Consider the following 14953-nt stretch of genomic DNA (forward strand, 5'->3'; position numbering starts at 1 on the left):
TCCTAACGAGAGAAGGGACTTGGGCAAAAAAGTTCCTTCTCTTTATTAATGAAAGGGGGCCTGCTGGCAAGCAGCAGGAGACAAATATGGAAATAACCTCAAAATCAAAAGCAGCCAATAAGTTGAAACGCAAAAACACGCTAACCGCGCTGTCTTTTATTGCACCGAACTTTATCGGCTTTTTCTTATTTACCTTAGTGCCAGTTGTGTTCTCATTGATTCTGGCTTTCATGGAATGGGATTCCTTTAGTTCGCCTGAATTTGTGGGAATGAAAAATTTCAGCAAAATGCTAGGGGACGACACCTTTTGGATCTCGTTAAAGAACACCTTTCTCTATACGATTGGCGTCGTTCCATTAACGTTAGTATGTTCCTTAGGCTTAGCGATTTTATTGAATAAAAAAGTACGTGGAATGAAGTTTTTCCGTACTGCCTTCTTCTTTCCTTATGTCACCTCGTTAGTTGCGATCGCTGTCGTGTGGAACATGTTGTTTCACCCAACGATGGGACCAATCAATCAGTTTTTGAAATTTTTTATTGAAAATCCTCCTGGTTGGACCTCCAGCTCTGATTGGGCTTTGACGGCGATCATCATAGTCAGCGTCTGGCGTGGCATGGGGTATTACATGATCTTATACTTGGCAGGGCTACAAAGTGTGCCAAAGGAATTGTATGAAGCGGCTTCGATCGATGGGGCCAACAAGTGGCAGCAGTTTCGCAACGTGACGTTGCCGTCCTTACGACCAACGACCTTCTTTGTTTCGATCATGCTGGTCATAAACTGTTTCAAGATCTTCGATTTGGTCCAAGTCATGACTGCCGGCGGACCCGGTCGAGCCACCAATGTCTTGGTGTATCAAATTTACAACGAAGCGTTTGTGAAATTTAATTTTGGTTACGCGTCTGCGATCGCCATGGTCTTGTTTGTGATCGTTTTGGGCATCACGGTGATCCAGTTTAAGTGGAACCAAAGACAAGAACGGGTGTAAGGAGGGAGTACAGATGGAAAATACACTGAGTAAAAAGAATGTTCAAGCCAAACCAAAACAAAAAGCCAAGCTGTCGATCGGCAGTGTCTCCTTGATTCTCTTATTAACATTTCTCGCGTTAGTGACACTGATCCCGTTTCTTTGGATGATCTCTGCTTCTTTTAAGACCAATAACGATGTTTTTAGCGTACCGATCCAATGGATTCCAAAAAGTTGGCACCCAGAAAACTATACGGTGATCTGGGATCGCATACCTTTGCTGACTTTTTTCAAGAATACAGCATTTTTGAGCATCATCATTACCTTGGTCCAATTGTTTACCTCTAGCTTTGCGGCCTATGGGTTTTCAAAGATGCATTTCAAAGGACGCGACCTGTTGTTTCTGACATACATCGGTACGATTGCGATTCCTTGGCAATCCTATATGATTCCTCAGTTCATCATGATGCGCCAGTTTGGGCTGACAGACACGCTTTGGTCTTTGGTCCTCTTACAAGCTTTCAGTGCCTTTGGCGTCTTTTTGTTGAAACAATACTATAGTAGTATTCCTGATTCACTGTGTGAAAGTGCGCGGATCGATGGCTTGAGTGAGTGGGGGATCTATCGAAAAATCATTCTACCACTGACGAAGCCCGCTTTAGCGAGTCTGACCATCATCACCTTCGTCAATACATGGAACGATTATATGGGACCATTTATCTACCTCTCCTCAACCGAAAACAAAACCATTCAGTTAGGGTTGAAAATGTTTGTCGGCTTATATGATGCCGAGTACGCCCTGATCATGGCAGCATCTGTGGTCTCCATTTTGCCAGTAGCGATCGTCTTTTTAGCAATGCAAAAATACTTCGTAGAAGGAATCGCTACTTCGGGAATGAAAAATTGAGGTGATCAATCATGTTTACCAAACCTACCTTTGAAAACAATCTTTACATGCGGATCTTCCGCTGGCTATATATTGGCTTTGCCCTGAATATCAGTTTTTGGGTCGTGAACACACCCTACACCCTCACGGCAATGTTCTTGGCAGTCGATCCTAGAAACCTCCTTTGGTTTGCATTGGCACTCTTGCTGATTGGGCCAAGCATGATCAGCCTCCTGGCTGCGATCGATCGCTTTGCAGAACACAAAGACATCGATCCTGTAAAAGATTTCTGCTACTTTTTACGAACCTTTGCCGTGCGCGGGTTTCTCTATTGGCTCATCGGCTGGCTGGGAAGTGTCATTGCGATCGTGGATATTCTGTTTGCGGTTCAATTTGAAAGTGGCAAATGGTTCGTTCCGTTCTTTCTTTTGTTAGGGATGCTTTCCATAGCTCTTAGTATCAACGCGTGGTACTTCCAAGTGCGTAATCCAAAAGCCGCTAAGAAAGATGTCCTGCGTACCGCACTTTTCTTCACTTTGAAAAAATGGCCTGTTAGTTTGTTAGCAACCTTTTTGTTTGTTGCCGTTTTTGTCGCCTTGATTTTGAAGCCGCAATTTGGCTTTACTCTTTTTCCAGTCCTTTTTTTCGGACTCCTTTATTTAAATTTACGGAAATTTCAGATAAAATAGAAAGAAAGTCGTCTACGAATAAAGGAGACGACTTTTTTTAGGAGAAAAGGGGGGGGATGAAGATGGCAGAAACAGTCACACTTCAACCGATTACTGAAGAAATGATTGCTGAACTTTGGTCGATCAGCTATGGACCAAAGGCAGATTTAGAATGGAAAAAATGGGACGGACCGTATTTCCAAGACCCCGTGTTGACGTGGGAAGAATTTCGAACGGGGTTTGGCGTTAGCTGTATCGACAACCCGTTACGTAAAGCGATCAGCTATCAAAGAAGAATCGCGGGGATCGCGACCGCTTACTGGGAAGACAATACCTTGCAGCAGTGGTTGGAATTCGGGATAGCCATCTATGATGCTTCCCTTTGGAATCAAGGGATTGGCAGACAAGCAATTCGTCAGTGGATCAATGAGTTGTTTGAATCACAGCCTCATATCCAGCGTGTCGGTTATACCACATGGTCCGGCAATCACCGCATGATGAAACTAGGAGAAAAGCTAGGGATGACCAAAGAAGCCCAGATCCGCAAAGTCCGTTTCTGGGAAGGCACCTATTATGATTCCATCAAGTATGGCATCTTGCGAGAAGAATGGGCACAGCAGAAGTGAAGGTAGGGGATGCGAAATTTTTTCGTTTCCTCTTTCGTTGTTGATGATTTATCAGATGCATTTTGCGTATAGTAAAGTACCTAGTAAAAAAGGGGCTGATCTCCTAGCTGTATTTTGTAATTACAGTAATTACGTGGTAAAATAGACTATACATGTTATGAAGGAAAGGTGATTGTTTTGGATACAGTGAAAACAAGAAAGCAAGGAAATGCGGTAATGGTCACGCTAGCAAGTAAGTTTGAGATTCCTGCTGGTAAGACCTACTTTATCAGCAAAGAAAACGATGGTACGATTTCCTTGATTCCTAAGATCGATGATTATTTTTTAGCTGCGAAAGAGAAAGAATTTGTTGATGAAGAAGATATGCTAGCTGCTGATTTTATTGTTGAAGGCAGGCAGCTTGATGAATAGGCTCGAACAAGGGACTCTTGTATTTATTGATTTTGATCCCTCGAAAAGGAGTGAAATCAAAAAGCGCAGGCCTGCTTTAGTCATCAGCAGGGATGAGTACAGTTACACCTCAAATTTGATCATTGTTTGTCCAATAACGAGTACAGATCGGAAGCGTCCTTACTTTGTCGATATTCAACACGATAAATTGAAACCTGGGAGTAAAGTAAATACAAAGCAAGTTTATACGCTAGATTATTCCGAGCGTGACGGTAGAAAGATTGAAATTTTAGGGAAACTATCAAAAAAAGAACTGATTAGTGTTGCACAGCATTTTATGATGAACTTTAATTTTCCATTATAGTTAAAAAAACAGCAGGATGGAAAAAGTGAAGGACCCTCACAAAAAACGAGTGAGGGCCCTTCACTTTGATTTCCTAAGAATACAAGGTTTCAACAATAGAGAAAAGAAGATAGTGGAAAGATAAAAGTAAAATTTCAAAAATAGTCGACTTTCTGAACAATAACCATGTACTATCTCTATGTAATACTTTATAATAATTCCAATGTACAGATTAGAAATATTTTAAAAAAGTCGGGAATAGCGTTTGAAGTTCATTCTCAATTAGTCTAAAATAGTGAGAAAGAAAAGATACTGGAGGGAAAGAAATGTCAGTTTTAGAAATTAAAAATCTACACGTCCAAATCGAAGATAAAAAGATCTTAAAAGGCGTTGACTTAGTGTTAAAAACTGGAGAGATCCATGCGATCATGGGACCAAACGGTACAGGGAAATCAACCTTGTCCGCTGCCATCATGGGTAACCCGAATTATGAAGTGACAGAAGGGGAAATTTTGTTCGACGGCGAAAATGTCTTGGAAATGGAAGTGGATGAACGGGCTCGTTTAGGTCTGTTCTTGGCGATGCAATACCCAAGTGAAATTCCAGGCATCACCAATGCGGAATTTATGCGGGCAGCGATCAATGCCAAACGTGACGAAGACGACAAAATCTCCGTCATGGATTTCTTGAAAAAATTAGATGAAAAAATGGATTTATTGAATATGCCAGAAGAAATGGCGGAACGCTATTTGAATGAAGGCTTCTCTGGTGGAGAAAAGAAACGAAATGAAATCTTACAATTGTTGATGCTAGAGCCAACCTTTGCGATTTTGGATGAGATCGACTCTGGTCTAGATATTGATGCCTTGAAAGTCGTAGCAAAAGGCGTCAATGAAATGCGCGGCGAAGGCTTTGGCGCTTTGATCATCACCCATTACCAACGTCTGTTAAACTACATCACACCAGACGTGGTTCATATCATGATGGAAGGCCGTGTCGTGATGACCGGTTCGGCAGATTTAGCCAAACGCCTAGAAGCAGAAGGCTATGCTGGGATCAGTAAAGAGTTAGGGATCGACTACAAAGAAGAAGAAGCGTAAGGAGGCAAGGTAAATGGCAAAATTACAGGATTATCTTGAACAAGTCAACGTTTTTTCAGCGTTAAAAGAAGAGCCTGAATGGATGTTGGAATTACGCCAAGCAGCCCTTGCGAAAGTGGATGAACTTGCGTTTCCAAAAATCGAGCGGGTGCGTTACGAGCGTTGGCCATTGTTCAATATCGACGAACAAGCACTTGCTGGTGAGTACGCTTTGTCAGAAGAAGAAGTGGCAGGCGCAGTTCCCGCCTTTGACGCGATGGATAACCATCCGACCCTCGTTCAGTTCGATGACACCACCATCTTTGAGCAATTACCGCAAGAGTTGATCGACAAAGGCGTGATCTTTACCGACTTGTTTACAGCAATGAAAGAAGTACCAGAGTTGGTCAATCAATACTACATGACCAAAGCAGTGCCAATGGATGAAGACAAAATGACCGCAGCACATGCGGCGTTTATGAATAGCGGCATGTTCTTGTATGTACCAAAAAACGTGGTGATCGAAGAACCCCTTGAAGCGATTTTCTACCACAATGGCAATAGCCAAGCGCATTTCTTCAAACACATTTTGATCGTTGCTGATGAGCACAGTGAGTTTAGCTACTTGGAACGTTTCCAAACCAAAGGCGACCAAGCGAAAAAACTGTCTGGCAATATCGTAGTGGAAGTGATCGCCAAAGCAGGTGCGAAGGTCAAATTCTCTGCGATTGATCAGTTAGGTGTCAACATTACTACGTATATGAATCGTCGCGGCTACGTATTACGAGATGCGATGGTAGATTGGGCGATCGGAGTCATGAATGACGGCGACGTCGTGGCAGACTTTGATTCTGATCTTGTAGGCGAAGGCGCGCATTCGGAAGTCAAAGCGGTCGCAATCAGTGCTGGGCGTCAAACACAAGGGATCGATACCCGCGTCACCAATAAAGCACCGCATTCCATTGGTCATATCCTGCAACACGGCGTTATCAGAGAACGCGGCGTCTTAACCTTTAACGGTATCGGACACATTTTAAAAGGAGCCAAAGGAGCGGACGCGCAACAAGAAAGCCGTGTCCTAATGCTTTCAGACCAAGCCCGTGGCGATGCTAACCCAATCCTTTTGATCGATGAGCACGAAGTAACAGCCGGACACGCAGCCAGTGTGGGACGGGTCGATCCAGAAGAAATGTACTACTTGATGAGTCGTGGGTTGCGCAAAGAAGAAGCGGAACGTTTGGTGATTCGTGGTTTCTTAGGATCCGTTTTGACCGCGATCCCAGTCAAAGAAGTGCAACAAGAATTGGTTGCCGTTATCGAAGGGAAGTTGCTCGCATGATCGATGCCCAAAAAGTGAAACAAGCGTTTCCCATCTTGGATCAGCTCGTAAATGACGAACCATTGATCTACCTCGACAATGCCGCCACTACGCAAAAACCAGAGGCAGTGCTGCAGGCAATCACCGATTATTACTATCAAGACAATGCCAACGTTCATCGTGGGGTTCATACCCTCGCAGAACGGGCGACCCATTCCTATGAAGGCGCACGAGAAAAGGTTCGCCGTTTTATCCATGCGAGTGAGACGGCGGAAGTGCTGTTTACTCGAGGGACGACCACTGGTTTAAATTGGGTCTCCCGCAGCTACGGCGACCGTTTTGTCAATGAAGGCGATGAAATCGTGATTTCTTATATGGAACATCACTCCAATATCATCCCTTGGCAACAATTAGCTGCTCGGAAAAAAGCTACCTTGAAATATATCCAGTTGACACCAGAAGGCACCTTGGACATGGAAGATGCCAAGAAACAGATCACAGACAAAACCGCCATCGTTTCGATCGCGCACGTTTCCAATGTTTTAGGCGTGATCAATCCGATTGCAGAGCTAACCAAATTGGCGCATCAGCACCAAGCCGTCATGGTGGTGGATGGTGCTCAGGCTGTTCCACATATGGCAGTTGATGTCCAAGCACTGGATTGTGATTTCTATGCCTTTTCTGGCCATAAAATGTGCGGACCAACTGGCATCGGTGTCTTATACGGCAAACGGCAATGGCTGGATCAAATGGAGCCCGTCGAATTTGGCGGTGAAATGATCGATTTTGTCCATCTGCAAGAAAGCACGTGGAAAGAACTGCCGTGGAAATTTGAAGCGGGCACACCAAATATTGCCGGCGCGATCGGCTTAGGTGCAGCGGTGGATTACTTAACAGAAATCGGCTTAGAAAACATCCACGCCCATGAAGCATACTTAGCTGCCTACGTTTTGCCCAAACTGCAAGCCATTGAAGGTTTGACCATCTATGGTCCCCAAGAAGCAGCAAAACGCACGGGAGTGATCGCCTTTAATCTAGCAGGCATCCATTCTCATGATGTTGCTACCGCTTTAGACATGGAAGGCATTGCAGTACGGGCAGGTCATCATTGTGCCCAACCCCTCTTGACCTATTTGCAAGTCCCAGCGACTGCACGGGCCAGCTTTTACCTGTATAATACAAGAGAGGACGCCGATCGACTGGTTGACGCCATCAAGCTGACGAAGGAGTTTTTCCAACATGGCACTAACGAAATTAGATAATTTGTATCGACAAGTCATTCTGGATCATTCTAGCCACCCACATCATCGGGGCACCTTGGATGATTCAACGTACAAAGTCGAATTGAATAACCCTACCTGCGGCGACGTGATCCACTTGGAGCTCGCTGTCGAAGGAGACACCATCAAAGACATCGCGTTTACTGGCGAAGGCTGTTCCATCAGTACCGCCAGTGCATCCATGATGGGGGATGCGATTATCGGTAAGACACTAGCAGAAGCTGGTGAGCTATCAGGCTTGTTTTCTGAGCTCGTCCAAGGAAACGACATTCCCCAAAGCGATCGTTTAGGCGATGCTTCCATGCTTGGGGGTGTGGCGAAGTTTCCTGCACGCATCAAGTGTGCGACCTTAGCTTGGAAAGCATTAGAAAAAGCCATTGCTGCTGACAGTACACAAGCATCTGTCAGTCACAGCCACGCCAATGAATCTGACACTGAAGAAACCAGCGAATAGACAACCGCACTACAAAAGGAGTGAGAACCATGGGTGTACCCGAATTAGAAGAATATAAATTTGGCTTCCACGATGACGTGCAGCCTGTTTTTAGTACCGGCGAAGGATTGACCGAAGACATCGTCCGTGAAATCTCACGGGTCAAGCAAGAGCCAGAATGGATGCTTGAGTTCCGCTTGAAGTCTCTTGAAGCCTTCAACAAGATGCCCATGCAAAACTGGGGCCCGGATCTGTCTGACATCGATTTTGATGCCATCAAATATTACCAAAAACCAAGTGATCGTCCTGCCCGTGATTGGGATGACGTACCAGAAAAAATCAAAGAGACCTTTGAGCGCATTGGTATTCCAGAAGCCGAGCGGGCATACCTGGCTGGCGCTTCTGCCCAATACGAATCAGAAGTCGTTTACCACAACATGAAAGAAGAGTTTGAAAAACTTGGCATCGTCTTTACCGATACCGATTCAGCCTTGAAGGAATACCCTGAGCTGTTCAAACAATACTTTTCAAAATTAGTCCCACCAACCGATAACAAGCTTGCTGCTTTAAACTCAGCCGTTTGGTCAGGTGGTACCTTTATCTATGTACCAAAAGGCGTTCGTGTCGATGTGCCATTGCAAACCTATTTCCGGATCAATGCCGAAAATACCGGTCAGTTCGAACGAACATTGATCATCGTTGACGAAGGCGCCAGCGTTCATTACGTCGAAGGCTGTACCGCCCCAACCTATTCAAGCAATAGTTTGCACGCAGCCATCGTTGAAATTTTTACCCTAAAAGACGCTTACTGCCGCTACACCACCATTCAAAACTGGTCAGACAACGTCTACAACCTAGTAACCAAACGGGCCAAAGCCTTAGAAGGTGCTACCGTTGAATGGATCGATGGCAACCTAGGTGCCAAAACAACGATGAAATACCCAAGTGTGTATCTTGATGGCAAAGGCGCACGAGGCACGATGCTTTCCATTGCCTTTGCAGGTGCCAACCAAATCCAAGATACTGGTGCAAAAATGATTCACAATGCACCAAACACCTCCAGCTCCATCGTCTCAAAATCAATTTCTAAAGATGGCGGTGCAGTAAACTACCGTGGACAAGTCACCTTCGGCAAGAAGAGCGCAGGCTCTATCTCCCATATCGAGTGTGACACCATCATCATGGATGACCTATCGAAATCTGATACCATCCCATTCAATGAGATCCACAACAGCCAAGTGTCCCTAGAACACGAAGCCAAAGTCTCCAAAATCTCAGAAGAACAACTGTACTACCTAATGAGCCGCGGCCTCTCCGAAAGCGAAGCAACCGAAATGATCGTCATGGGATTCGTCGAACCATTCACCAAAGAATTACCGATGGAATACGCAGTCGAATTGAACCGGTTGATTAGTTATGAGATGGAAGGGTCTGTGGGGTAATAGGGGTACACTATTACATTCAAAGCTTCATTGACTTGATTAGTATGTTACTGTTTTCCATAAAATAATGAAAAAGGAGTACTCTAAGGAGTGCTCCTTTTTGTATCTTCTTTAGGCTTATTGTTATTAAATTCCTTCAAGAAAAAGGTAGTAATGTCCAACCTACAAAATATAGATTGAACATTACTACCTTTTTCTTAGAGTTTTATCAATTAATAGTTTTCCGAGTTCATAAATTGCTGTTAAAACTGCGATACAAAAAAGTAGTGCAGTATATTGTACAAGAAAAACTATGTTGAACCATAGCCCATAGACCATTGGGAAAACGACTAAAAGACAAACATATAATTCTATCTTTCGTCTTTTTCTTATTTGGAACCATCTTTCGTCTGTCAAAACTAAAACCCCTTTAAGTTAAATTAAAACCGTTAGCCCGTATTCGATCATTGAATTTTTTGGTCAAGCAAGTGATGCCCTCAGCTAAGTATAAGAATAATTGAGAGCTACCAAATAAATATTACCTTATTATCTATATTGGAATAATTTTATCGCAAAAGAATAAATTTAGAATATTCGGACTGTTTTCTCGTCCCAAAATAAGTTGACAATCCGACGAAAAAACTGATTGATAACGGTATCAATCAGTAAGAGCTTAAAACGATCGAAGATTAGTATTACTTAGCATCGTTTTCTTTAAAGTAGTCATCAATGTAATCCTTAATTTTTTCAAAATCTTTAGTCAGAAAAAATTTAGAAGGAACTTTTATGATGGGGAGGTTATTTTCATTATCAAAAGGAGCGAATGGCTCAGGAAGGACCAAGTAATCAACAGTATCTTTATCTCTCAGATAATTGATTGAAACGTCGTAAAACGGTGAAAAATAGTCTTTGAGGCTTGTGTCTCTTTGATAAAGAACACCTGGAGTTAATGGTGTGTAAGATAATCCATTGCTCAAAACTAAGACAAAACAAATTCTTTTCATAAAAAATCACCTTTCCATTCGATTAAATACTAGCGTCATCTCAACAGTCAAGGATTCGTTATTCATTTAATAAATCCATTTTAATAGACAAATGGATAAAATAGTGAGCAATAGAAAAATAATTTAGTTGTTGGGTAGAAGGGAACCAACAATCACAAGTTGTTCCTTTAAAAAACAAGAGATAGGAAAATACCAAGAACAATTGTGGTTAAGATTTCTAGAGCTCTTTCCAGAAACAAATTGTTGCTTTTTAAAAATATTGTTTTCTTTTTATAAGGGAACCAAAATGACTGGTTTGCGTAGTCTGGCGGGTACACGAGATCTAAAATACCACTGATTAACAGTAATGGAATTGCTTCGAAAATATTGTCATGGACGGCTAAATAAATATAGTATGTTAACAAAGGAATTTGAGCGATCCGTAGATATCTTAGGCTGGTAACTGTATGGTTCATCAAATCATCCTTTCGTAAATGATTATCGCATATTGAATGATTTAGTCAAATTAAAATTATAAAATATTTATTTATTTTAATATTGAAAAATATTTTTTTGATTTACTAAACAATTTATAAATATCCTAAACAGAGGATATTTGATGAATTATCAAAGGGGATTTTCAGCTATCTATTTTAGAACGTCATAGAGAGGATTCGTTTGAAAAGAGTTTCAGGATAATAAGTTAGTCTATTAAATCATTAGCAAAGTATGCAAGTTGGGCGAAATTAGTAGATTAATCAATAGCGATTTTTTTAGATAATGGTTATTTTGCTAAAACAAAAAATTACCAATTTTGTCTTTAATGCTTTAAGAGCAAAATATGCAATGATATACTAAAATAAATAACCTTAATGGAATAGACACTAAACGGAGACTCTAAAATATGACCAACCAACTAATCATAGAAGATCATCATTTCAAGAAAGGTGAGCTATCTAGCATAACGACGGCTTATATCGATCAGTACCCAGTCGTTTACATACTCTACAACCGAAATGAAAAGAAAAGGCCTGTTGCGTACATTGGTCAAACGGTTCAAGTGAACAAACGATTGAAGCAGCACTTGAATAACTCTAAGCGCAGAGAAATTAAAGAAGTCTTGCTGATTGGACATGAAAAATTCAATCAATCAGCGACCTACAATATCGAAACCAATTTGATCAATCACTTCATTGGGGATGAGCAGTTTCAGTTACAAAATGTCAGTCAAACAAGACAGGTGCAGATGCATCAGTATTATGAAAAAGAGTATTATGATGAAGTGGTCTTCCAAGAGTTATGGGAAGAATTGCAAAGGCGTCAATTGGCGAAGCACTCAATCGATACGATTCGCAACAAAGATGTATATAAATTATCCCCTTTTAAAGAACTGACGCCAGAACAGTTAGATATAAAACTTGAAATCATTGAGTACTGTAAACAAGCGATTCAGCAGGATGAGACACAAAAAGTCTTGATGATCGAAGGAGAAGCTGGAACGGGAAAGAGCGTCCTTTTGGCATCTCTCTATAACACCCTTCAAGACTATACAAAGTCAGAGCCTGTATTAAAAGGCACCGATAACTATTTGTTGGTCAACCATTCAGAAATGTTAAAAACCTATCATACAATGGCAGAAAGTTTGCCAAATTTAAAAAAGAATCATATGTTAAAGCCAACTTCCTTTATTAATAAAACAGATAATCAGAAGTTGCACCCAGACATCGTTATTGTGGATGAGGCCCATTTGCTTTTAACGAAGAAAGACAGCTATAACAGTTTTCACTATGAAAACCAACTAGAAGAGATTATCAAGCGAGCAAAAATCACGATTTGTATCTTTGATCCGAAGCAAGTATTGAAAATCAAAAGTTATTGGGATCAGGACAAATTGGATCAGTTTCAGAAAAGGTACAATGCTTCTCGCTTTAAGCTAAAAGATCAATTAAGAATGAAAAGTAGTCCACAAATTATTCAATGGATCGATGATATCGTAGAAAAACGTGTAACACCGATTCCAGAATCGACAGCATCTTTTGAGCTTCAGATTATGGAAACCCATGATGCGTTGAAGAACAAAATCTTTTCTCTCGATAAAAAGGAAGGTCTGTCACGGATCATCTCAACATTCGATTATGTTCATAAGAAAGACGGAGCTTCATATCTTGTAGATCCTGGTGGGATCAACCTGCCATGGAATACGACCGATACGAAGCGAACATGGGCGGAGCGACCAGATACAATCAGTGAAGTCGGTTCAATCTACACCGTCCAAGGGTTTGATTTAAACAATGTAGGAGTCGTCATTGGCCCTTCCGTTGATTACGATCCAGAGACCGACCAGCTTGTCATCGATATCGATAAATATGAGGACAAAGGGGCGTTTACGGGACGTGACGATATGAACCAAGAATTGACGAAGAAAGCCAAAGAAACGATCATCCTTAATTCATTGAATGTATTAATGAAACGAGCAATCAAAGGGCTTTACATCTATGCAATCAATCCCAATCTGCGCCAAAAACTCATAACCCTACAAAACGAAAGGAGCCAGTCCTACCATGCAAAACCAACCCTCTTCAATGGAACGGATCAATAAATTCCGAGATGATCGCAATTGGCGACAATTCCATAATGAAAAAGATCTAGCTATTTCTATCTCCATCGAAGCCGCCGAATTGTTGGAGATTTTTCAATGGAAAACACCTGAAGAAGCCACTCAAGATTTCGAACATCTAAAAGAAGAAATTGCCGATGTTCTGATTTATTCCTATATGCTGGCAGACAATTTGGGTCTTGATATTGATGAGATCATCAAAGAAAAGCTGGAAAAAAACAACATGAAGTATCCGGTGAAAGAAAGTAAAGATTCGAAAAAGAAGTATAATGAATTGTAACAAAAAGAAGCAAGGACGCTGCAGGTTCTTGCTTCTTTTTTTGATGGAATAGGAGCAGCAACGGCTTTCTGAATTCATCTGCGATTGGTTACGAACGTCAAAAATCTGTCATAATTGAGAAAGTTGAAGATAACTTCAAATTGGTTACAATTTTTCGGAAATTTGAAGTTAACTTCAAATAAGCGCAATTTTTGATAAAAAATGAAGTTAGACCTAGTATCTGCTAGAGCAAAAACAAGATTATCCTATCCGAAAATGAAGACAAGATCATCGGTAAAAAATCGGCAACAATGAAGGTCGTTTTCTATCAAAAATATTTCTCCCCCAAAAACCTAAAAAACCTATTGCCCCCCAAGCCCACTTACTGTATAGTAAACAAGAATATTTCATGAAAATAACCAAAAATAACTAATTAAAAAGACTTCGTTATTGAAAATTGCGATTAAACGTTGCCGCAAACGGAATATAAGAAGGGGAAAACAATGACGTATTTAACAAATAATTTTGTGAATTGCATGATCACTTTAGGGTTTATCTTCATCCATCTATTTTCAAATGTTATCTCATCCAGAAAACTAAACGTGCAATACATGAGCTCCTTTGCCGCTGGGGTAGGGATCTCCTATGCGATCGTTCATCTATTGCCCCATTTGGCGTATTTTCAAACGGTGTTGATCGATGAATTTGGCTGGGATTCGGGGATTTTTTATAGTCATGGGGTCTATGGCATCGTTTTGTTTGGCTTAGTCTTCAGTTACGTGATCTACAAAATCGATGAGCGGACGTTTATGGTGTTAGAAAAGAAAGACATCACCAGTGCCAAAAACGCCTTTTTTTGGTCGGATATCGCTTTTCATGTGATTTATAATATTATGATCGGCTATATCGTGATTGCCAATACGCTATCAGAGCGTTTCTACATTTTGACCTACTTTATCGCTTTTGGTTTGCACTTTCTCATGAACGATTGGTTGCTCTATCACCATCATGGTGCCCTTTATAACAAATATGGCCGCTTTGTGCTTTCCTTCAGTATTTTCGCGGGAGCGGCGTTCTCCCTCTTTGTATCATTGCCCTACTATTTGGTGGTCATCATTGAAGCCTTGATCACCGGCGCTTTGCTGGTGAATATCATCAAATTTGAGTTACCCAATGAAGGGGAAGGCAGTATTCGTGGGCTATTGGTAGGCACGATCTGCTCTGGAATTTTGTTTGTATTTGTCTAACGCGAAAAGGAGGACTGAATCATGGATGATTCGGTCCTCCTTTTTTTATAAATACGCAAAGTAATTACTATTTTCTATTTCAATCGAACAAATCACAATAGTTTTTTATTTTTTTGACCATTATTTACAATTTTGTTACGATGTTCGCTTGCTTTTCCCAAAAACATTCTATAAAATGTAAGCGAATAGAAACCAAAAAAATAGGCACCTCGTATCTCTGCGCCAACAGATTTACGAGGCCCTGATCAGTCACACCCTTAAGACGGATGACCAATCAAGTTGCCATAGTTGATCGCCAAAGGCATCAACGTGTTTATTGTACCCGATTTCCTTGTCGATTTCTAGTAGATTCAGGCAGGTTTTTGGGCAAAAACCGTGGGATGCTGGACGCTTATTTTGCTATGCCAAAGGCATTGGACAATCTTGTCCAATGCC

Annotated in this window: 15 protein-coding genes; 14 read left to right on the forward strand and 1 reads right to left on the reverse strand. The window is 41.4% G+C overall.

Annotated elements, in window-relative coordinates:
* The first annotated feature begins 86 nt into the window (after window positions 1-86).
* The 11 genes from A5882_RS07230 to sufB all read left to right on the forward strand — a co-directional run bounded on the left by A5882_RS07230 (window position 87) and on the right by sufB (window position 9433).
* Entirely contained in the window at window positions 87-989 is a 903-nt protein-coding gene (locus tag A5882_RS07230) for a carbohydrate ABC transporter permease (protein ID WP_005232126.1), read from the forward strand.
* A 13-nt stretch (window positions 990-1002) separates the two neighbouring features.
* Window positions 1003-1875, forward strand: coding sequence for a carbohydrate ABC transporter permease (locus A5882_RS07235; RefSeq protein ID WP_086332981.1), 873 nt, complete (start codon window positions 1003-1005; stop codon window positions 1873-1875).
* Window positions 1876-1886: 11 nt separating this feature from the next.
* The gene (locus A5882_RS07240) at window positions 1887-2543 is read left to right on the forward strand and encodes a DUF624 domain-containing protein (protein ID WP_086372595.1); all 657 of its coding nucleotides are present in this window, start codon (window positions 1887-1889) and stop codon (window positions 2541-2543) included.
* 62 nt (window positions 2544-2605) lie between these two features.
* The gene (locus A5882_RS07245; protein ID WP_086372596.1) at window positions 2606-3148 is read left to right on the forward strand and encodes a GNAT family N-acetyltransferase; all 543 of its coding nucleotides are present in this window, start codon (window positions 2606-2608) and stop codon (window positions 3146-3148) included.
* A 168-nt stretch (window positions 3149-3316) separates the two neighbouring features.
* Window positions 3317-3559 (forward strand): type II toxin-antitoxin system PemI/MazE family antitoxin, encoded by a 243-nt coding sequence (locus A5882_RS07250; protein WP_016611354.1) that lies wholly within the window; start codon window positions 3317-3319, stop codon window positions 3557-3559.
* The gene (locus A5882_RS07255; RefSeq protein ID WP_086372597.1) at window positions 3552-3902 is read left to right on the forward strand and encodes a type II toxin-antitoxin system PemK/MazF family toxin; all 351 of its coding nucleotides are present in this window, start codon (window positions 3552-3554) and stop codon (window positions 3900-3902) included. Before A5882_RS07250 ends, A5882_RS07255 begins: the two co-directional genes overlap by 8 nt.
* Before the next feature lie 305 nt (window positions 3903-4207).
* Complete coding sequence (gene sufC, locus A5882_RS07260; RefSeq protein ID WP_005227367.1) at window positions 4208-4981, forward strand: Fe-S cluster assembly ATPase SufC; 774 nt, start codon at window positions 4208-4210, stop codon at window positions 4979-4981.
* Window positions 4982-4994: 13 nt separating this feature from the next.
* The gene (sufD, locus tag A5882_RS07265) at window positions 4995-6299 is read left to right on the forward strand and encodes a Fe-S cluster assembly protein SufD (RefSeq protein ID WP_016619703.1); all 1305 of its coding nucleotides are present in this window, start codon (window positions 4995-4997) and stop codon (window positions 6297-6299) included.
* Window positions 6296-7540, forward strand: a complete 1245-nt coding sequence (locus A5882_RS07270; protein WP_086372598.1) for a cysteine desulfurase — start codon at window positions 6296-6298, stop codon at window positions 7538-7540. Before sufD ends, A5882_RS07270 begins: the two co-directional genes overlap by 4 nt.
* A complete protein-coding gene (sufU, locus tag A5882_RS07275; protein WP_005232105.1) occupies window positions 7518-8012 on the forward strand; it encodes a Fe-S cluster assembly sulfur transfer protein SufU in 495 nt (164 codons plus the stop codon). Before A5882_RS07270 ends, sufU begins: the two co-directional genes overlap by 23 nt.
* 29 nt (window positions 8013-8041) lie before the next feature.
* Complete coding sequence (sufB, locus tag A5882_RS07280) at window positions 8042-9433, forward strand: Fe-S cluster assembly protein SufB (RefSeq protein WP_005232103.1); 1392 nt, start codon at window positions 8042-8044, stop codon at window positions 9431-9433.
* Between the two features lie 674 nt (window positions 9434-10107).
* Here sufB and A5882_RS07290 read toward each other — a convergent pair.
* Window positions 10108-10416 carry a hypothetical protein gene (locus tag A5882_RS07290; RefSeq protein WP_008377858.1) on the reverse strand — a complete coding sequence of 103 codons (309 nt, stop codon included), beginning with the start codon at window positions 10414-10416 and terminating at the stop codon, window positions 10108-10110.
* Between the two features lie 883 nt (window positions 10417-11299).
* Here A5882_RS07290 and A5882_RS07300 point away from each other — a divergent pair.
* The 3 genes from A5882_RS07300 (at window position 11300) to A5882_RS07310 (ending at window position 14518) form a co-directional block, all read left to right on the forward strand.
* Window positions 11300-12994, forward strand: coding sequence for a DUF2075 domain-containing protein (locus tag A5882_RS07300; RefSeq protein ID WP_086372600.1), 1695 nt, complete (start codon window positions 11300-11302; stop codon window positions 12992-12994).
* A complete protein-coding gene (locus A5882_RS07305; RefSeq protein WP_061053736.1) occupies window positions 12957-13292 on the forward strand; it encodes a nucleotide pyrophosphohydrolase in 336 nt (111 codons plus the stop codon). Before A5882_RS07300 ends, A5882_RS07305 begins: the two co-directional genes overlap by 38 nt.
* A gap of 482 nt (window positions 13293-13774) precedes the next feature.
* Window positions 13775-14518, forward strand: a complete 744-nt coding sequence (locus A5882_RS07310) for a hypothetical protein (protein ID WP_008377866.1) — start codon at window positions 13775-13777, stop codon at window positions 14516-14518.
* The last annotated feature ends 435 nt before the right edge of the window (window positions 14519-14953 follow it).

This window comes from Enterococcus sp. 4E1_DIV0656 (genome assembly GCF_002140695.1).
GTDB classification, from domain to species: Bacteria; Bacillota; Bacilli; order Lactobacillales; family Enterococcaceae; genus Enterococcus_D; species Enterococcus_D entomosocium.